Annotated in this window: 19 protein-coding genes; 9 read left to right on the top strand and 10 right to left on the bottom strand. The window is 32.9% G+C overall.

The window, feature by feature from the left end:
- The first annotated feature begins 206 nt into the window (after window positions 1–206).
- From FA727_RS21700 to FA727_RS21670, 7 genes are all read left to right on the top strand, one after another.
- Window positions 207–1145, top strand: coding sequence for a DNA/RNA non-specific endonuclease (locus tag FA727_RS21700; protein WP_194138557.1), 939 nt, complete (start codon window positions 207–209; stop codon window positions 1143–1145).
- A gap of 300 nt (window positions 1146–1445) precedes the next feature.
- Entirely contained in the window at window positions 1446–2015 is a 570-nt protein-coding gene (locus FA727_RS21695; protein WP_136833579.1) for a nucleotidyltransferase domain-containing protein, read from the top strand.
- A gap of 164 nt (window positions 2016–2179) precedes the next feature.
- Entirely contained in the window at window positions 2180–2785 is a 606-nt protein-coding gene (locus FA727_RS21690) for a hypothetical protein (protein ID WP_136833578.1), read from the top strand.
- A gap of 88 nt (window positions 2786–2873) precedes the next feature.
- A complete protein-coding gene (locus tag FA727_RS21685; RefSeq protein ID WP_281280937.1) occupies window positions 2874–3761 on the top strand; it encodes a bacteriophage abortive infection AbiH family protein in 888 nt (295 codons plus the stop codon).
- 555 nt (window positions 3762–4316) lie between these two features.
- Entirely contained in the window at window positions 4317–4967 is a 651-nt protein-coding gene (locus tag FA727_RS21680; protein ID WP_158318946.1) for a helix-turn-helix domain-containing protein, read from the top strand.
- Window positions 4942–5388, top strand: a complete 447-nt coding sequence (locus FA727_RS21675; protein WP_136833575.1) for a hypothetical protein — start codon at window positions 4942–4944, stop codon at window positions 5386–5388. The genes FA727_RS21680 and FA727_RS21675 overlap by 26 nt, the downstream gene beginning before the upstream one ends.
- Window positions 5389–5660: 272 nt before the next feature.
- Complete coding sequence (locus FA727_RS21670; RefSeq protein WP_246042011.1) at window positions 5661–7142, top strand: ATP-binding protein; 1482 nt, start codon at window positions 5661–5663, stop codon at window positions 7140–7142.
- Window positions 7143–7355: 213 nt separating this feature from the next.
- Here the strand turns inward: FA727_RS21670 and FA727_RS21665 are convergent, their stop codons facing one another.
- A complete protein-coding gene (locus tag FA727_RS21665) occupies window positions 7356–7628 on the bottom strand; it encodes a hypothetical protein (protein WP_136833573.1) in 273 nt (90 codons plus the stop codon).
- A 159-nt stretch (window positions 7629–7787) separates the two neighbouring features.
- The gene (locus FA727_RS21660) at window positions 7788–8780 is read right to left on the bottom strand and encodes a DGQHR domain-containing protein (RefSeq protein WP_136833572.1); all 993 of its coding nucleotides are present in this window, start codon (window positions 8778–8780) and stop codon (window positions 7788–7790) included.
- A gap of 143 nt (window positions 8781–8923) precedes the next feature.
- On the opposite strand from FA727_RS21660, the gene FA727_RS21655 reads away from it, so the two are divergent.
- On the top strand, window positions 8924–9280 hold the full coding sequence (locus FA727_RS21655; protein WP_136833571.1) for a helix-turn-helix domain-containing protein: 357 nt from the start codon (window positions 8924–8926) through the stop codon (window positions 9278–9280).
- Between the two features lie 237 nt (window positions 9281–9517).
- Here the strand turns inward: FA727_RS21655 and FA727_RS21650 are convergent, their stop codons facing one another.
- The 5 genes from FA727_RS21650 to FA727_RS21630 form a co-directional block, all read right to left on the bottom strand.
- Window positions 9518–10219: a hypothetical protein gene (locus FA727_RS21650; RefSeq protein ID WP_136833570.1), complete on the bottom strand. Its 702-nt coding sequence runs from the start codon at window positions 10217–10219 to the stop codon at window positions 9518–9520.
- Complete coding sequence (locus FA727_RS21645) at window positions 10212–11831, bottom strand: site-specific integrase (protein WP_136833569.1); 1620 nt, start codon at window positions 11829–11831, stop codon at window positions 10212–10214. Before FA727_RS21645 ends, FA727_RS21650 begins: the two co-directional genes overlap by 8 nt.
- 19 nt (window positions 11832–11850) lie before the next feature.
- The gene (locus tag FA727_RS21640; RefSeq protein WP_136833568.1) at window positions 11851–15204 is read right to left on the bottom strand and encodes a helix-turn-helix domain-containing protein; all 3354 of its coding nucleotides are present in this window, start codon (window positions 15202–15204) and stop codon (window positions 11851–11853) included.
- Window positions 15205–15213: 9 nt separating this feature from the next.
- A complete protein-coding gene (locus FA727_RS21635; RefSeq protein ID WP_246042010.1) occupies window positions 15214–16377 on the bottom strand; it encodes a site-specific integrase in 1164 nt (387 codons plus the stop codon).
- A 296-nt stretch (window positions 16378–16673) separates the two neighbouring features.
- On the bottom strand, window positions 16674–17180 hold the full coding sequence (locus FA727_RS21630) for a hypothetical protein (protein WP_136833566.1): 507 nt from the start codon (window positions 17178–17180) through the stop codon (window positions 16674–16676).
- Between the two features lie 325 nt (window positions 17181–17505).
- Between FA727_RS21630 and FA727_RS21625 the strand changes: the two genes are divergently transcribed.
- Window positions 17506–18477 (top strand): N-acetylmuramoyl-L-alanine amidase, encoded by a 972-nt coding sequence (locus FA727_RS21625; protein ID WP_136833565.1) that lies wholly within the window; start codon window positions 17506–17508, stop codon window positions 18475–18477.
- Window positions 18478–18667: 190 nt separating this feature from the next.
- On the opposite strand, the gene FA727_RS21620 is transcribed toward FA727_RS21625, so the two are convergent.
- From FA727_RS21620 to FA727_RS21610, 3 genes are all read right to left on the bottom strand, one after another.
- Window positions 18668–19525, bottom strand: a complete 858-nt coding sequence (locus tag FA727_RS21620; protein ID WP_136833564.1) for a manganese catalase family protein — start codon at window positions 19523–19525, stop codon at window positions 18668–18670.
- A 347-nt stretch (window positions 19526–19872) separates the two neighbouring features.
- Window positions 19873–20202, bottom strand: coding sequence for a hypothetical protein (locus tag FA727_RS21615; protein ID WP_136833563.1), 330 nt, complete (start codon window positions 20200–20202; stop codon window positions 19873–19875).
- A gap of 160 nt (window positions 20203–20362) precedes the next feature.
- Window positions 20363–20824, bottom strand: coding sequence for a YrvL family regulatory protein (locus FA727_RS21610; protein ID WP_136833562.1), 462 nt, complete (start codon window positions 20822–20824; stop codon window positions 20363–20365).
- Window positions 20825–21035: the final 211 nt, after the last annotated feature.

Genomic DNA, 21035 nt, shown 5'->3' with positions numbered 1-21035 from the left:
ATAATAATTGATAAAGTAAAAGAAATCGTAAAGGGATTTGAAAACAAGTATTTATCAAAAGGGAATTAAAAAGAAGCCTCATTAGTACTTGATCTTCGTGCCTATGATATAAATTTACTAACAGAATTGACGGCTTATGAACTTGTATCAAAGTACTTTATAAAATTAGAATAAACAATATGAAACTATTATAGGAGCGTCCTAAAGTGAAAAAGAAAATGAACTATTTTATCTTACTTTTAACGACCATCTTTATAGTTGGTTGTACCAACGTAGAAGATGTATCCATTACAGATGGAGAAACAGATTCACAAGAAGAAACCACAATTAATACAAATAAAAATAGTGAAAAAGAGGCAACAATTACTGAGGTTGTTGATGAAACAGTAGTAGAGGAAACATCAACTCAACCAAATAATGAACTGTTCTTAGGATACAAACTTATTAAAGTTGATGGTGGTGATTTGTCTGGATATCGTGAACCTAACGTCGTCGTTGACATTGGTTATGGGGACCGTGAATATTGGGCATTTACTAATGAATACGGGCAACTAGTACGTGTTATTGCTGACGAAATCATTATACAAGATGACCTTAATGAACCTGTATTATCATCTGGCAGATACTACTCTGATGAGGCAAAGGTTCCTGGTGTTGAAAGTGACGTTTTAGATGAAGGACATATCATTGCTGATTCTCTCGGAGGGGTATCGAATGCTTATAATATTACCCCACAAGATAGTACGCTCAACCGACATGGTGATCAAGCTTACATGGAGGAAGTGATCCGCAAGGCAGGTGGAGCTACTAATTTTGAAGCAATTATCACATATCCGAATACGGAAACTCAGATTCCTTCAAGTTATCAATATACCTATACTTTAATGGGTAGCGAGGTAGTTGATACATTTGACAATGTGAACCCTGATGAAGTAAACGCATCAATCGGTTTAACAGGCAGCGAGTCTTCCTATTCGACTAGTTCAAACTCTAACGGTGACATTTCTAGTGTTGATACAAACGGTAATGGAGAGGTGACGATTAAAGAAGCAAAAGAAGCAGGTTTCAGTATGCCAATAACGAGCGATCATTGGTTATACCCCTATATGCGCGATAATGATAATGACGGTATGGTAGGTGAGTAATCGCCTAGACTTTGAGGCAAAATAAATAAATGAAAGAACATTTACTTCGTTGGACGATTGATAAAAATTAGGAAAAATGTTGTCTGTATAGGAACAACTGAAGTTAATGGTCATATCATTAAATTTGTATGGTGAAAATATATTATTTTTTACTAACGGGTAGCGATAATCCAAGAAGGATTATCGCTTATATTTGTTGAAGATATTGTACTAACGGAGCAGGAGAGTTGAAGAATGCAAAGGAAATTAGAGTTCAAAAAGAGAATAGATATTAGAAAATTTTTTCTTCGGGGGATTTATATGTCATTTGAAGAATGTCAGAGTATTAATTCATTAATGTCAGGCTTTGATAGAACGTGGTTTTTTGCTGGAGGATGGGCAATTGACCTTTTTATTGGTAAAGAAACAAGGGAGCATAAAGATATAGAGCTTGCTGTTTTTCGAAAAGACCAATTATATCTAAAGGATTATCTCAAAGAATGGGAGTTTAAAAAGGTTATTAAAGGTAAGTTCCATATTTGGGGAAATGAGTTTTTAGAGTTACCAATTCACGAAATACACGCTTCGAATATGTTAAACGGTGACAAAATAGAAATTCTTCTTAATGAAACGAAAGAAAATGATTGGATATTTAGAAGAGATTTAAGGATTTCTTATCCACTCAATTCTATTTGGAGTATTACTAAAACAGGTATTCCATACCTAAATCCAGAAATTGTACTTTTATATAAGGCGAAAACCACGAGAGAAAAAGACCATCAAGACTTTATCGCCATAAAGGATTATCTTGATAAAAGGAAGAAAAAATGGCTTCGAAATGCTTTAGAAATACACGAACCAAAACATAAGTGGCTTCAATTTTTAATCTAAAGTTTGTTTAACTAACGGGGGCGATAGTCCAAGAAGGATTATCGCTTATTATTGTTGAAGTTATTAAACTAACGAGGAGTTTAGTGTAAGAAGGATAATTGGATAAGTAATATAATCAAAACTAAATGGTAATTATAACTATTTAAGCTAAGGGGAAACTGGTTATGAAAATGATTGATTACTTAGAAAGTGTTGATTTCGCATTACGAAGTTATTACGACAGTATACAACACTATAAATTAGAAATTACAAAAACCAATCAACAGTTAAGTGAGGCAATTCGTAAGGTATTGGTTGCCGAACAGCACCTATCTCTAGGAGATTGGGATCCATATGATAACTTACCTTATGGTTATATCGACCATTTCCATGGAATGAAAGCAAAGGGGTACAGTGACAGCCTAGAAACTAAAGCCATTAAGGAAAAATTAGATATCCAAAAAGAAAGTGTCAATCAATTATCTGGATCGATTTTACAAGTAGCGAAACAAGGACTGTCATATGCTTATGGGGATCCTTCAGTATGGCCATCTTCTCAGTTAGTTGGGACCCAGGCACTAAGTAAAGTTATACGCATAGCTAGGAATCAATCATTGCACTATGAAGATGGAAAACCAAGTGAGCAGATAAAAAAGTGTTTTCAATTATTGGAGAAAGACCTTTCTATTACCTTTGACTTAACAAAAAACCAAGGGGAAACTGTTGTTTTTAAGGTTTTACAATGGAGTGACCATTCTACTTTTAAAAACCAAATGTTAAACCTTAAGTGAAATTAAAATAAGTATGTATTTATATTGAAATGAGCTTTAAGCATGTGGTTAATAGAAGTACCACTAACGTGTGAAAAGTAGGTATATTATGAAAAGACTTTTTATAATTGGAAATGGGTTTGATCTTCACCATGGTATGAAAACAAGTTACTGGAATTTCAGGAATTACCTCTTGGAAACTGGGACAGAAATATTAAGTACGATGGAGATGTTCAATATGTTCCAAGAGGATTTATGGTCGGATTTTGAAGCAAATCTGGCAAATATCGATGTTCAATTAATGTATGATTATTACTCTGACAGTTTAGTCTCGTATGCAGATGACAATTGGAGCGACATGTATCATCATGAATTTCAGTATTTTATCGAACAAGATACTTCAAATATGAGCTATGAGTTAATATCGCAATTTGTTAATTGGATATGCAGTATTGATATGCCAACTAAAATGAGTGAAGGGATTGCTAAATGTTTTTCCGAGATTAAGGATTCTCATTACTTGAATTTCAACTATACAGCAACTTTACAAAGCTTGTATGGAATTGATGATGAGAAGGTTCTTCATATACACAATAGAGTTGTTCATGAAGGTTCTGAAATCATTCTTGGTCATGCTGTAGGAAAGCCACCAAGTGATTTGGATTTGGGTTATGGAGATGTTAGGCTTGACGAGGCGTATGATTTGATTAGGCAGTATTATGCAACTACACACAAGTCAACAGCTTCTGTGATTGCAAAAAATCAGTCTTTTTTTAACTCACCTGATAAATACAATGAGATTATTATTATGGGACATAGCTTGTCGGATGTTGATTTACCATATTTTCAACAGATAACGACAAATCTGTGTCATAAAAATACACGCTGGTATGTGAGTTACTATAGTGCAGGTGAGATAGCAAGTCATAGAAGGAATCTAGAAAAATGCTCAATCTCTGATCACAAAGTTTCTTTCTTTAGGCTCTCTGATTTATAAATATATAAAATAAATTTTCTAGAATACATATGCTTGTTTTGTAGCGTTAGTAAGATGAGTAAGCTATGGAATGGAATTTCTTTGAAAAATTTTGAATGTTATTACTTAAACTACCATGTAAGAACGCAATTTTCTTACATTTTCTGTGGTGAAGTTCTGCTTCATGGATGGCTAACGGGGCTATCCTTTAAGAAGGAGAAGTGCCCTATTTTGTTGAAGTTATTGTACTAATGGAGCAGTTTAAGTTAAGAATGCACTAGAGTACGATAGAAGATAGCTCTTCCTATTCAAAAGTACGGAAAGTGAGATCACTTTCCTAGACGAGCCAGAAGGACCTCAGGATGGCTCTGATTTAAATATGATAAGTAACAGTGAAAATGAAAAATAAAAGAAAAAGAACCTTCCTGTACTAGGAAGGTTCTTTTTTTGCGTTGACTTGTATAATTTGTATAGAAAAATGTCAACAATAAACTTTAAAAGTACTTTCAGTTTACTTTCAGTTTATTGACGAACTGAAAGTCCAACGGTATAATGGAGGTGAGAGGTGAGATGATTATGCGTCCTACAGTAATTGAAAGAGAGATTTTAACTGGATCTGCTGCTCACGATTATACGAAAAAGATGGTCGAGACAGACCTAATAGTTACTGCTACATTGGTTAAGCACTTATTATTCACAGTAAAAGGTGCTGAGCAGTATCGAAACGAATGGAATGAGGCTAACTTATCTAATAGGGAGAAGCTTGTTGAATATTTAAATCAGTTATTAGTACACATTTCAACGGAGTCTATAGAAGAAAGTACAGTAACATACTCAACAAGTGAAGTTGCTAAGTTTATTGGTGTATCACAACAAACAATTAATGCTTGGATACGTGATGGGAAAATTAAAGGTGTTGAAAAGGATGGAAGTAAGTGGTCTAAAATACCTGAAGATGCTGAAGTTATTCTATCGAACGGAAAACGATTTACAATTGCTACTTTAAAAGCTAATTGGGAAGCTGAAAACCAAGAACCTGAAGTAAATGAAATAACTTATTTAGAGCACTCAATAAAAGAATTAGAAGAAAAATACGATGGTAAAACTTTCGAAGAAGTTTTTGGCGATAAAACTATTTTGGAATTAACCGAAGAAGATACAGATGCTTCGGTTTGGTTGTCGTATAAAGTGAGGTTGGAAAGTGCCAAAAATGCTAGGAATAACTAAAACAATCTTTAGCAACCTTGAAGTACGTTATGAACAAATTTATAGCGTATCATTTTCTGAAACACCGCAAGGACAATTAGATCATAAAAAGGGTAGAGAAGTACTAGCAAAGATTAAATTTTTTGATGATACTTGTTATCTACAATGTAGAGAAATCTTCGATAAAAATGATTTGGTGGAATATTATTATGATTGGTATGCCGGCAACGATACCATACTTCAAAAATTTCACGCACATTATCATCCAAATGATACACCCGAGGAAGTAAAAAAGTTTGATCCTTGGCATTGGCATGTGCCTAAAGATGAAAAAGAGAAAGATGGTCAACGAGTACCAGGCAAGGTAGGCTACACCATTGACGATGTTCTTGAAGAACATGTGCTACCACACATACTTCGATTGAAACGCTCTAAAAAGTAGAAAGTTGGTTAAGGAACAAAACCAACTTTCTTTTTTATTTGTCTTGTATATTTTTTACAATTTTAACGGGGGCTTTAGTTGAACAAGGAGCAAGAAAATCAATTATTTAGTTGAAGAAAAGCTTTCTCTTTCAGGAAAGCTTTTTTTATTATCCACAAGAGTGAGTTCTACAAAGTGTACTTCTCCAACACTTTAGTATAAATTACATAAGCCGCACTATTAATTATATAGTTATATGGTAATATTTACTTATTAAATTAAAAAATGTGCGGGTGAGATTTTTGAAAAAACCAATGGATTTAAACTCTTTAGTAAGCAGTTATAACTTTTTATCAAAAGAGACTTTTAATGAACTTCTGAGATTTTTCGATTTTGATTTAAGAAAAGATGAAATTGAACAGATTTCAAAGTTTATAGATAATTTAACAATTGATAATAAATATTTTGGGTACTTTTATTTGGGTTACAAGATACCTCAAATAGACAAAGAATTTGATTTACTTAGATTTGGAAAAAACTATATCTTAAACGTCGAAATAAAATCTATCTTAAAAGTAGATACTGCAAAGGAACAACTTATTAAGAATAGATATTATTTAGCTTCATTAGGCAAGAAAATAAAGTCATTTACCTATGTCGCAGAACATAACAGTCTTTATCAACTAGATGATGATGAAAACTTTGAACAAATAGAATTTGATGTATTTGAAAAACTTTTGACTAGTCAAAAGTTGGAGCACCATTCGAATTTAGATGACTTATTTAATCCATCTGATTATCTAGTCTCCCCCTTCAATGACAGTGAAAGGTTCAATAGTGGTTCTTACTTTTTGACTAAGCAACAACAGGAGTTTAAGGATGCTATAATAAGTAGTTCCGCAACATTTACAATTATAGAGGGTCTGCCTGGAACCGGAAAGACATTATTGCTCTACGATTTAGCAAAAGAATTCAATAAGAGTCATGATATTGTAATTATTCACACAGGAACCTTGAATACGGGGCATTTGATATTGAATCAACAATATAAATGGAACATCATTCCTATTAAAGAGTGTAAAAGGATTGAGCAAATAAAACCACAACTTATTTTTGTTGATGAGACTCAAAGAATGAGACCTTCACAACTTGATTATCTTATTAGATATGTAATAGAAAATGATATCTTCTGTATTTTCTCGATTGATCCAAGGCAAATTCTCTCTCTTCAAGAATGGAATTACGATAATAAACGTAAACTCATGACCTTGGAAGACATTGAAGTATATAAATTAAGTAAAAAGATTAGAACAAATAAAGAGCTTGGTGCTTTTATTAAAGGTTTATTTAACTTAAATCATATGAAGTATTGCAATAATACCGATAATATATCTATTCACTACTTTAATGATATTAATCGAGCTAGAGGATTTGCAGAAGGCTTGGAAATAGAAGGATGGCAAGTTATCGACTATACAGGAGAAAATTGGAATGGGCATTTAATCGAAAAGATGAGACTATACAGAGGATTAAATGCGCATGGTGTTCTGGGGCAAGAGTTTGATAAGGTTCTTGTTTTAGTAGGCTCTACTTTTTACTATGGTGAAGATGGAGGTCTTGCTGTGAGAGGAAAAAATCACTATGATCCAGAACGCATGTTTTATCAATCTGTTACCCGTGCAAGAAAACAAATCATGTTGCTTATTGTAAATAATCCAGAATTCATGACTAAACTCATTGATGCATTGAATAACAAAAAAAAGCAATTGTCTTAGTATAATTACAGAGTTTTCTTCAACTAAAAGATGTACTTTAATTCAATAAGAACAACATATTCAATAACAAGAAGCTTGGGATATCTCGAGTTTCTTGTTATTGAATTATGTTGTTAATTCAATTGTTATTTATGTTACGAAAACGTATGTTATTTGGGCTGTGATTTTATGTTTTCTCCACATTATCAGAGTCCAAAGTTTAATTAAGATAAGTCATTTAGTTATAATATCAGTAGTGCTCCAACTTCGGAATTCATTTATTTGAGCAAAATCTGTCTTCTTTAGATGAGGATATTCTATTAAATCTATTTCTCTAAGAAAAGCTGAACTAAGATTGGAAGTTATTAAAGAATTCTTACTTGTACTTAAGGCACCGTTTGAGTAATGTTCAATACGCTCCTCCATATGTCTTTTTGATTTCCCCTTTAAATAAATTTCACCTTTAACGCAATCGCCTGTGGAGTAATATAATACAAAGTATTTCATCTATATCAACCCCTATTATCGTTTGGTATAATAATTCGATTTAAAAATGGTATTTCCTTTTGAACAAACTGTGACAATATCACAGATGCTTTAATTAAGATTCAATAATTGGGAAAAGTATTCTTAATTCGACAGTTTTAACATGTCATTCCTTCAATACTAACTCATACAATTGATAATATCTTGTGCCAGAAATCTAGAACCACTGACCCCTTTTAAATATCTTAAATCACCATTAGAAGACCAATCAATTTGTTTTAAATTTTTGAGGAGGGATTGTATTTTGCTTGAATTTGGTTGTTGGCTTTTGCATAAGAAATTTTCGTTAATAATTTCATTACCTGCAATTGCTAATGCATTTAAAGATATAATATGAGTTAATCTATAAGACTTAAAGTCTTCCCATTCATTAGGGAGTGTTTCTTTTATAGTATTAAAATAGAATAAAGCAATACTCAGAATTTTTTCTTTAGAAAGGTCTTCTAGGTCGGATTTTTTTATGAGCAAAAGTATAATGTTATAAAGGTTTTGTAAGGTTATATGTTTTTCCTTATTTCTTTTACCAATGAGCGTTCCTTTGCTAAAAAAAGGACTTTCAGGTCTAAGGATTAAATTAGTGGCAACCCAACTTATGTCATCATTATTTCGATTAAGATATCTACTCAGAGAGGTACCGATACCTTTAGCTTTCGTATTAATAATGTCAAATAACTTAATTTCTTCATCCTCATCTAAGTAATGGAAAGTCAAGAATGGAACATTTAAGGTTGTATCAGTTTTTTTTACATATTCTTCTATTCCTGACAATCTATGTTGACCATCCATAAGAGAAGCTTTTTTCTTTAATATTAGCCTACCAAACAAAGGGCGTTCTTTATTGTAAGCATGGAATTCCCAATTACCTGCAGCGTTTAACAATATTGGAGTATATAGAGAGTCTTCTCCTTGAGACAAGTAATCTGCGAACTCAATGCTTCTCCGTTTATTGATTGGTCTTTGATACCCTTTTCCTGAAGGATCATTATATGGCTTTGAATAAGAAAAATTAATTGCAACTTGAGAAGATACGAAACCTTGGTAGGCAACTCGCCCTCTCATTTTGAATTGAAGAACATTTTCAATTACTATATTTGATGGTAAAAAATCCCGCATATCTATACACCTCTTGAATGAATTTATTATTAGTATTTAAAAATAAATAATAGTACTTATAAGTACAAAAATCAATGGAAGTTATATCATATGTATCTTTATGAGGGTTATTTTCTCACCTACTCTTAAGTAGAGGTGAGAAAATGGGAAACTTAGTAAAATTAGTTGGTATAAACATTCGTGAAATAAGAAAAATGCATAAATTAACTCAAGAGGAATTATCAGAAAAGTCTGGATTGCAAACCTCCTATTTGGCAGGTGTTGAACGAGGTGAAAGAAACATTACTCTGGAGACATTAGAGAAAATTTTATCAGGATTAGAAGTAGATGCGCGAACTGTATTTAGTTTTAATAATGTAGATCCGGAAGAACATTTTAGTAAAAAAGAAGTAATAGAGTTGTTAATGAATTTATTAGTTGAAAGGAATATTGAAGAGACCAAACTTATATATAAATTAACTAAGGAGATATTTGAGACTTATAAGATTGATAAGAAATGATAGAGAAACCTTATATAGAGTTGTTAGGTTTGGTGTTATATTTCGCTCGCTTTTCTTAAAAATATTGAATTGGTGGGACGATTATGAAAAAAGTTTTGATTTTATTAAAGAAACCTAAATAGAAACATAGACATGTTTTTATTTAGGTTTAAAATAGCATTTTTTTATTAAAAAATCTAAGGATAATGACACATCATTAAGGGCAATATTTTATTTCTATCAAATAGTTAAATCCTCTTACTCTTTAAATAAGTTATTAAATTGATTCTTTAACTTTTCCATATTTTTAACTCTAATAGTTTCATCATTATCCACAACATCTTCCAGAATTTCAGGAAAATGATGTTGAAGATTATTTAATGAAATGTTTTTATTAAAATTGGTATTGAAATCTAGTAGATTATCTTTTAAACCAATTTCATCCCTAAGATGAGTTTCTGTACTTGAAACGACTATTTGCTCGTATAAAGTTTTATAGTGTTTGACTTCTTTTTGTAAATTAGATATTGCCATTGTATACTCTTCAATTTTATCCTTGAAACTTTCTAGCCTGGCCAGCTTTTCTTTAAGGTTGGTTCTTTCCTCATATAATTCTTGAAAAAGTAACTCAAAATGATGCAGTTCATTTATAATTTTTTGTGTATCATCTCCGTATGCTTCAAAGATACTTTCGATATTTGGGAAGTAAATTTCATCACTATCAGTATAACCAAAGTCTCTTAATATTGGCCGATTTAACTCATGAATAAAGTCTTCTATTCTCCTTTTCCAAGTATTACGTCCAATACCTGTATCTTTTTCGAGCATTAAATAAGTTAGTTGTTGTTGTTTGTACTTTTTTTTGACTTTTAAAGCAAGCTCTTTCATTTGCTCATCGCTAACTTTTACTTTTGGACCACGTTTTTTGCCTACTGGTGTCATATTAGTTCTATTACTCATTAAAATGATCCTCCAATAATTTATATTCCACCATAGATTTATGATCCATTAATTGTTGTAATTGATGGGATCTTGACTTTAAGGATTCATCTAAATCGGGGCGATATGAACTAGATAATGCTTTACTTGTTGAAATCATTATTTGAACTACATTTTTAATTTCAGTTCCAATATCTTCTGAATACATTTCAAGCCATTTAATACCTTTATCATACTCGTTTATGCTTGGTTTAAAAATGTAGAAGGAACAAGGTCGGCAATCTTTTCCACAGTTGATTGGAAAGTTATCTTTATCTTTACAAAAACCATATTTAGCATTGAGGAATTGTTCTTTAGCCTCCTCATATGAATACCTTTTACCTTTATCTATGGTTTCACGTCTCCAACCAATAAATCCATCGCCCATTTTACTTCCGATTCTATTAGAAAGGCCGGATTTTACGAGAGTATATACATATGAATCAATAAAGTTTTCTGCGTGACTATAATAATTGCTTTGTGAGTTTAGTTCATCATGACCAGCCATTTTTGCAATTGATAGCATATTGAATCCTTGCAAGAATAAATTTGTTATTGCCAAGTGTCTTGTATGTGAAGGTAAGAGCTCCATGGTATAATCTTCTTGATATAAATCTTTGATGATTTTTTGGTGAAAGTGCTTTAAAAGAGAACTAAACTGTTCAATACTCCAACGATCTTCTACTACATTTTTTTTTCTACCTTTTCCCCAGTTAATAATTTGGTATAAAGATTGTGGTAGAAGATAATCTGATTTTATCCCAATCTGAAATAAGTGTAGTTTAAAGTTATTAACTAAATTGAAAATATCTTTATTAATCTGAATAGTCTGCAGGGGAGGGGTATCCCTAACGGATTGTTTTACTTTTTTAGAACGAGAAAGAGTAATCCAATATCGACCATTGTCGTCATTCCAAACACAATTACTCTTCAACTTTAAAAAATCAGTCGGACGCATAGGGATTATGTTTGTTATTGCCCACCATAATTGAATCGCTTTATATCGAAGGAGTTCTCCCGTACTCGCTTTTCTAAAGAAATCATTGACGATTTCATCAAAAATGAAAATATCTAAGAATGGTGGAAGTTCTCTGTTTCTACGTTCCTCTGACTGTACAGCCTCACATATTGTTCTAATTTCATTTGCATTTGGAATAAAATAGAAATCAGTAAAACCTAGTACTGCTCTTGCGGCAAAATACGATCTATTTTCGCTGTGGAGAAAATTATCTAGTTGTAAGGTTTGTTTTAAGCCATTTGTTACTAAAACAGCTTTTTTTAGTATTTCTATAATATTTCTTACCCAACTAGCAGATTTTCCTTTTGCTATTAATATAAGAGAATAAATTTTTAAAGCTTGTTTTATTTCTTTATACATATCGATATCGAATTTTAAAGGGATATATTGATTGGTTGAAGTGCATGGAAGCCTCCACTTTATATCTTCATATGATGAAGCAATAATGAATCCATCATCCTTTAGTTCTTCGAAGATATCAATGTATTTTTCCAAATCATTTTCATTAAAAAATACCTTTTCTTTTACGTATACTTTACTTATTCCACGGCTATCTATATTTCTTATTAACTCCAAATTTTTTCAACTCCAAATGCTAATTGTTAACTGCGGGTAATTGTAATTTATCTGCAACACTATATATCGCATTTTTTCTATCTTTGGATGACAGAAATCCATCAACAATATCGTTTCCGAATGTCTCCGCAGCCTCGTTAAATAATAGCAAAACATTAAATAGAAATACTGAATCTCTTTTGAGAATTGTATCGGTATAGCAATTTTTAATAGAATCAATAAGTCTATAAAACTCTTCTTTGGCTTCAATCAAGACCTGTTGAAGTTGAGGGATAAAATTAATACATCCGATGCAGGGTTTCCTGTTTGGAAAGTGGCAGTTGGGAAAGCTCAAGCATTGACCACACCCATCGCGGGATGGCATTTGCCCTTTGTATACTTTTATAAGAATTTTTTTTAATTGTTCCGTACTCATTTTATATAGTGTCGTAACAATGGACTCTTTCCGGTTCTTGTAATCTAATAAAGTTTTAGCCCACGCCTCAAGTTGTATCGGTGTATATTCCTTTTTTAATTCTTCTATAGTTTGGGTCCTTTCCTCAAGGGATTGGGGAGAGCCTGTATCTGAAAGAGCAAGTTGTACCATAAAGTTATATAGCCAACCAAAATGACCCCTTTTAAATAAGTTTATTGAAACACGCTCTAAAGTACCGTCTCTATTCGTAAGTTTTATATATCCAGCGGTAACATTTATATCTTCATGAGATCTTGCCCACTTTATTACTTCAAGGGCTAATTCAGATTCATCTTCGTCCTCTGAAATATCAAGAAATAAATAAGTCATAGTACTGTTGTGTAGCTTTTTGCTGCTAAAAGGGGTTAATTTAGGCTCATCTTTAAAAAATTTTTTGTGCGTGTTAGAACCTGAAGTTGCTGCATTTTCTGTTATTCCGGTAATAAATGAACCTAATAATAAACTTTCTTTTTCGAAACTTAATTCATCATCATGTAATTTTCGACAATGCAGCTCAGAAATGACGCAAGCATAAGCAAGGCATTTAACCATATCAGGGGCCACTAAGAAATGAAGATCAGCATTAGTTTTACTGACCTCAGCATTATTAAGTTTTAGATATAGCTGGTTTACTACTAACTGACATTGCTCTAAAGATAATCGGTTCTTTATAAACCAATCAAGCTCCGATATATTGATAATCTCAATATCAATATGGGGCATTTCAAAGATTATATCGCTTGGCCTCCAAGCGTTTGTCAGTAACATTGCTGTCAAGACCCACATATTTGCATAGTGTCTACTGTTAATAGCGGGGACTAAATGTTTTTCTATATCTTTGGAATGCAGCTCAAATAAATAATAAACATCAGGAGAATATCTCTCTGAATCTATATCTTTATCAGTTTTCACAGCCTTCCTGGATAGAACATATTCTATATCTAACTTTTTCTCCTTAATTAAGAACGTATCTTTCAAAAATTTTAAGAATAACTCTCTAATGGGACTAGAATAGGATCTATTTTTCATTACTGCTTCAATGTCTTTATTTGGCAATTTGTAAATTTCAGTATCTAAATTGCTTATAATTTCAGAAAAGAGATTTTTAAGATGATTAAATACTCTTCGGATATTATTGATTCTGCCATTTGTTGCATTTAATCTCGTTGTTGAAAAATCAGAGTAAAGTCTAATTGTTTCTTTAAGGTGTTTTTTATCTTGAACGTTATTGATATATTGTTTTAGTTCATTAATCATATCGGGCTTTGTTATACTAATTTGATTTTTTTCTTTTTGGTTTTTATAATCTTCTACACTTGGTTCTGGAATTAGCCAATATTTATTAATTTTTTTTATACCATCAAATTTTCCTGTGTTTTTTAAAGCGAAAACATTTGAAACAGAAATACCTAACTTTTTTGCTACTTCTTTCGTAGTTAAATATCCTTGAGGAGGTATGAAATTACTGTCATGCGCCTGGTTATTTTTCCTATCAAAATAATAGTTGAGTTCTTCTTCAGGTATATACCATTCCCCGCCAGTTTTTTTAGCATTTGGAAATACTCCATTATGAATATCATAGTAGATTATGTTACGACCTAAATTGAAGCGATTAACTATTTCTGAAACTGACAAATGACCGTCTAATGATAGATTCTTCATAATATCTTGCTTCGTTTGTCGAGTTATTTCTTCTTGGTAAAATAAAATATCTTTTATAGGAATAAACCATTCTTGATTAATTTTCATAGCATTTGGAAGTAGATTTTTTTTTATTAGAATTAAAATTTGGGAATGGCTTAAACTATATCGATTAACCACATCAGCTATCGTTAGATACCCATCCAATGAATAATAGATTCCCGGGTCAACCTTTTTATTTAATAGAAAAGTTAAGATGTCTTCTTTGGGAATAAACCACTTATTATTAGCTTTTATAGCATTAGGAAATAGTCCTTGATTAATAAGTCCGATAACTCTAGAGATACTTAAATTAATTCGATTAGAAACTTCTGATGTTGTAAAATGTCCATCAAGTGGGGGTATTTCTTTGGTGTCTTTTGAGGGGGTTTTATTCCTGTTTTTTATCTTTTTTTCATATGATTGAATATCTTCTATTGGGATATACCATCTGTTTTTTACTTTAATAGCAGATGGGAATTTTCCATTTCTTAAGAAAACTGCCAAAGAATTAGCTTTAATCCCAAGTATTGTGGATGCAAACTTAACATCAAGATATCCCTCTAAAGATTCTATATTATTGGGGTTATGGTTTTTATTGTTATTTTTTGTCTCATTTTTTTTGGATAATGAAGCAATATCAACATGGGCAAAATTCTTAAGACTACTGATACGCTTTTTCTTTTTAATTGCTTGCAATGAATCTCTTTTGACAAGTGTTTGCCAGTAATCATTTACAATAACACGCATAGATTCAATGTCTCCATTTAAAGCCCAATCTCTGATAGTTTGAGGATGCATTTCTAAAATGTTTGCTGCTTCTTCAAGAGTACAAAATCCTTCTGGAATAGTTCGTTCACTTATAATATTTTCGATGAATTGGTCTAAATCATTTTCATTAATATATCGGTAACCCATATGCATAATTGTTTTTACTTTTCTTTTTTTTATCCAATTACTGACATCAGTTCTTTTTACCTTAAGACCATTTTCGTTAAATTTTATTGCAACTTCGGCAGTAGAATAATATGTTCCTTTGTCAAATTCGTCATTATAATTAAGTGATTTTTTTAATTCTGGTATTGAAGATAAAGGAATCCAAACTCTCTTATTATCATTCACAATTCCTTTTGCCGAAAATGAATGTAGTTTTTTTGATAAGGTACTTTCTCCCATTCCTAAAAATTCTGCAGTTTCCTTAATCGATAACATTTTTTCTTGATCTTGATTCTCAGGCAATTGTTTCACCTACTCTTCAATTTCATTTTGTCGATTGATAAGACGGGGGATATAATCCGTATGCATATGATTCATTCTTTCTTCAACTTTCTTTCGAACACGTTCTGTTTTTTCTAAGTAGGGGAGACAGGATAATAAATGACTATCACCACGAAGAAACATCAATTCAGCGGGATTTTCGATTTCCTCCGCTATTAAATTTGTAAAAGTTCCACGCCCAATATGCGTCCCCCAATCAGCAAGACGTAAATCAGTAGCTATGACTTTATCTTCTACAGTTCCATAATCTATTAAAAATTTTAGGAATTTATCTTTAACTTTAAAAAAATACTGACTATAGCTTTTCCCTGACATAGGCAATCCATCTCTATTAATAAACAACGCTCCTGTACCATTTATGTCTTTGTCTTTATAAAACTCAACATGGTCTTTAAACATGATATTTCCCCAATCCTTAATTTGAAGGATTTGTTGTTTTCTGATTTTTTTAACATAGTTAGAACCAGAGCTATCTTTTATATCAGTCCTGAGCTGTTGCTCTTTTATGTTTAACAAGAAGTCAGCACTATTAAGTCTTTTTCTAAATTGAGTTCGTTTTAAATTAACGACTTCTCCGGCCCGCACCCCCCCGAAAATTTGCAAATAAAGGCCTAATGCTATTGGGTGAGCAACTAATATACTAATTTCTATTAATAAAGGAATATATTTAATTGGGAATAAATGCTTACGATTTGATCTAGTACGCTGAGGTAGTGTTGGATTAAAGAGAGACTCATAATATGTACGATCATTGTGAGGATTCTTTTTCTTTTTACTCTCAATATAGTTATCACCTACATTGGGCAAACAGTCATTTTGACTAAGCCATACATAAAAGGAAGTTAAGGTTCTTGCAGCATCTGTAATGGTGTCTCTTTTTCTATAATCATTTGTTAGACTATTGAGGTAATCAGTTCCTGTTTCTATATCAAGATCAGCCAGACTTTTTATTTTATGCATTTTCTCTTGCGACAAATAATTAAGAAACTTAACGATGTTGGTGGCATGTTTTCTTTTTGTATTATATTCACTTGCCCTCCATCTCCAGCTAAGAATAAAGCTACTGATTGGATGTATAATATGTATTCCTGTATTCTTATCACGAAGTCCAATAGCCATTGTTTGCTTTTTCAATATCTTATTGTCCTTTGTTTTTCCCCAATCAATCCATATGGGGACAGTGATGAACTCATAGTTGTTTTTCGCATTGATATTTACAATATTATTTTTGTTAGAATGATTAATCGTTATCTCCCCCTTAAATCAGTAAATATGTACAAAAAAATAATTTTAAATTTTCTGATATAACTAAGTTCTATATTACTATTGTGAATAATTATGTACAAGTATTTCCAATAAAAAAAAGAGCCTGATAGCTCTATATCAACAAAACCCTTATTTAATTATGTACAATATTATTATATGCATATTTATGGTGATAACCCGTCAACGACTCGAGAAACAGTAGCGGCGATTAACCCTAGTGTTTGAGCGGTAGCTTGTTTTTCTTCCTCCGCTTTTTGTGCGGCTTCTTCAGCTGCCTTTTGTGCCGCCGCTTCTTCTTCGGCTTTTAATTTTGCTGCGGCTGTAGCTTCTTCCTGCGCCTTTCTTTCAGCTTCTTCTTTTTTCTTTTGCTCTGCTTCAGCCTTCTCTTTTTCAGCAGCTGTTTCTTCCTTTTCAGAGGCAACCTTTTCATCTGGAGTAGCCGTTTCAGTGGGCTCGGAAAAAGCTATTCCTAAAAAGATGCTTAAGATAATACCGATGGTAATAGTAGTTTTTGGTTTTATGAAGGAACCTTTTCCTCTTTTTTGCTGACGTAATTGAAAGACACCGTATAGGGTGATTAGAATTCCAATCCATGCAACTTGTGTAGTTATAATATTGAATATTAGTGCAATCGTTATAAGGATTATGAGAAACAATCCGATCTTTTTCACTTCTAATTTCCCCCTCTATTTGAAAAAAGCTCTAACATAGATTGTAACAATAGAAATAGTGTTTTCCAATTATTTTACAATTGTTTTTGAAAGAATCATAGACGCTTTGTTCTGGGAAAATTAGCAAAGCTCTCTTTATGCTCTGCAATGTTCAAAGGGATTATGGCGGATTTTTTCTATATTGGAGGTATAATTCAGCGTCAAATCGTGTATAGTCTCATGAATGGTTGATCTTCAGCTGTGACTCATGAATGATATTGGTAAATAATAACATGCCCATGCGATTGGCGGTTATAGGCATAAAATGATCAGAGGTGAATTTAAAATGGTGAAATTATTTATTGATCCAGGTCATGGCGGTTCAGACTCTGGTGCTGTGGGTAATGGCTTAAGGGAGAAGGACCTTACCTTGACGATTGCTAAGAAAGTACGCGACCTGTTAGCAAACTATGAAAATACTCAAGTACGATTAAGTCGCGATACAGATATATTTATATCACTCAATGGACGTGCGGAGATGGCAAATGATTGGGGAGCCGATTACTTTATGTCTATCCACATTAATGCGAGTGGGGGAACGGGCTTTGAAACATATATTCATACCCGTGCCAGCAGTGCATCCGTTAGCTATCAAGACGTCATTCATCCTGCTATTGTAAGCTCCATTGACCTAAGAGATCGGGGTCAGAAGAGTGCAAACTATGCAGTTTTACGAGAAACTACGATGCCTGCAATTTTAACAGAAAACGGGTTTATAGATAATGCATCAGATGCAAGTAGACTAAAGTCAGATGCCTTTTTAAATAATGTGGCAAAGGGACACGTTGACGGTCTTGTTAAGGCGTTTGGATTGAAGAAAAAAACAGCAACACAGCCAACTCCGCCTAAATCAGCTTCCAGACCAACAAATCCAATTGCTACTTTCCAGCAATGGCTAAATGACACCTACAGAACAGGTTTAGCAGTGGATGGACTTGCGGGACCTAAAACAAGAGCTGCGGCTGTAAAGGGAATTCAAACTGAACTTAACAAGCAATATAAAGCTGGTTTAGCTGTGGATGGAGAATGGGGGCCGAAAACGGAAGCAGCTTTCCGGTCGGTAGATAAAGGTGACCGAGGAAATCTTCCCTATATCATTCAAGGATTGCTGTACGGTTTTGGATATAGTCCTGATGGTCTTGATGGGATTTTTGGAGAAAACACAAGAGATGCTGTGCTTGCTTTTCAAAAGGACAGAAAACTCACGCAAGATGGCATTGTTGGTAAGAATACAATGGAAAAACTAGTTGCACAATAAATATCCTCCTTACATTTCCTCTAAACAATTGCTCACTAACTAAAATAGACCGCCAGATGTTAGATTCATTTGGCGGTTTTTTGCATAATGTGGGATTGATAAAAACTTCTATTCATACATAGCGTTCACTCTTATTATTTTATATCACGCGTATTTGATTCCTATTCAAATGAAAAGATCCATTGTAGGCTTAATTGTTTAAATCATATAGTCCAGGTGCATGTTCATTTGGCATATCTGGCATTTCTGGTACTGGATATCCTTTAGGTGGTTCGATTACAGAAAGCTCTCCACCATTACGACTAGGAGTTGTACCTGTAAATACTTCCCCTATTAAAGTTTCGTCAAGTCTAAAATTGAATTGTGCATTGTGGAATCCCATATCAACATATTTTCGACATTCAGGGTACTTATTTAAATCATAGTTAGGAATAGGAAAAATCTTTCCCCAATCTACCCCTAATGTCTCAAGTGCTTTTGCAAATGCATTTTGATGAGCGTTATCTCTTACAATTAGAAAGGCAATGGTTTCGCGAAGGGTCTTATTGTTACTCATTTCATAGATCCTTGATTTTTGAAGGACCCCGGTTGATTCTAAAATAACGTTATTTAGTAAATTAGCAGCCAAATTCCCATGGTCGTATACCCATGAGCCATTCCACGGATTTCCTGCAGCGTCAACAGGTAGAGAAGCCTTTGCTCCCATGATGTAATGATGAGGATTTACACCGTTTTCGATCACATCATTTAAAGGTGCACTGTCACTTGCTTGGTTGCCAGGCATGTCACCACCAGATCCATTTAAAAGTTGGTTAATTGTTGTTTGAACGAGTTCTACATGACTAAGTTCTTCAATGAATACACCTCTAATTAAGTCTCGGTACTTTTTAGCTTTTCCTCTGAAATTAGCACTTTGGAAAGAAAATTGCATTAGTGTACGCATTTCTCCGAATTGCCCTCCAAGTGCTTCTTGAAGAACTTTGGCTGCTACTGGATCGGGTTTATCAGGAACGATCATGTTTATTAGATCTTCTTTGTAAAAATACATTTTTCATCCTCATTTCGCTTAAGCTGTTTTTAGATTATCCAACCTAGTTCTTAATATTCTTAATGAGGTAGCAATTTGAAGTGTAAACGTATCAAGAGCAATGGATTTTTCTATATGCATAGGTTTGAATTTGGTAAAACTGAAAAAAGCCTAGAGCAGATTTCATACCCTAAAAAAACCCATCCTTAAAAAGGATGGGCTAAAGACTACTTTTCTTTGAAATATTCCATATAAGCTTGGAAAATTTCAATTCCTTGATAAGCAATCAATGTTAATGATGTTAACGAGAAAAAGCCTATCAATAAAAAACGAATCCACATAACTATTTTCCTCCTTTGAATGTATTGCTAATTATTCAAAAGAGGGAAATCCACATAATTCGATTTGAAACGAACAGGTGTAAGTAACGCTAAGCACCTTAAAAATACTATGAACATGTAACTTAAACATGCGATGGTAATGACTAAAGATGCGACAAATGGAACATATGAGAAAGTATCATAGGAGGTCTGTTTGTCTGAATCATCAAGAGGCAACTCATTATTTTCAGAGGAGAACTTAAACGTAACCTTTTCTTGTTCAGTATAGACTTTCAAGCCGTCGATATGACCGTCAAATTGATAATACGAAAAAATCGAGATTAGTAATATCAAAAAGAACGCAAAGAGCCTATTCAAAGATTGACCGCCTCCTTTTTGAGTATAGATACAATTATAAACCAGTTTCATATGTTGTAAAATAAATTGTTTATGACATATTATTACAAATTGTTATGAAGTACTGCTTTGCGAATGGCGGGGGTAGAGTAGTTATGAATGTATTAACTATAAGGAAAAATCAGTCAGTTGAATTGCCTTTTGGATCGTCATCAATCGCTATTTCTATTATCGCCAAAATTACGGAGATAACAATTTGGGTTAATGCTTTGATTTCGATTGTATGCATGAGGTTACTTAATAAAGAGATGACTGCCCAGTTGCCTAAGAAGGATAAAGCGAAAATTCCTATCTTTAATTGATCTTTGCGAAATATTTTGGCAAGGATCATCAGCTTATGCATCGCTTTTACAATGATCTCAAAAATAATTCCTACCAGAAAATATAAAAGAACGAACCATAATAATGAGCCAAACGAGTCGTATCTAACACCTAAAAGGTTGAATAAACCGAGGATGCCAAAGTAATAAATGGCTATAGCGAAGGCAATTGCGCCAATTAAAAGTAAAGATATCGTGGTTATGATAAATATTTTTGTACCAATTGGTTCTTCTTTGAATGGTTTATCCTCTTTTTCATTCATTTGGACCACCCCAGCTCTCAGCGCCTTTTATATATATACGCCACAGGCTGAAATAAGATTCAGGCAAGTCATTTTAATCGTGTAAATTGAGCAATACAATGAGCAATGCTCCCCGAGCAAGGGGCGTGGTGTGCAAAATGGAGGAGGTTGCTCGGGCTAAATAAGATAACCTGGGGTGGAGATAAATATTCATATGAGAGAAAAAATCACT

It is taken from the genome of Robertmurraya kyonggiensis, assembly GCF_005116465.1.
Classification (GTDB): Bacteria; Bacillota; Bacilli; order Bacillales; family Cytobacillaceae; genus Robertmurraya; species Robertmurraya kyonggiensis.
Note: the sequence above shows the minus strand (reverse complement) of the source record. Positions and strands in the feature narration are given on the sequence as shown.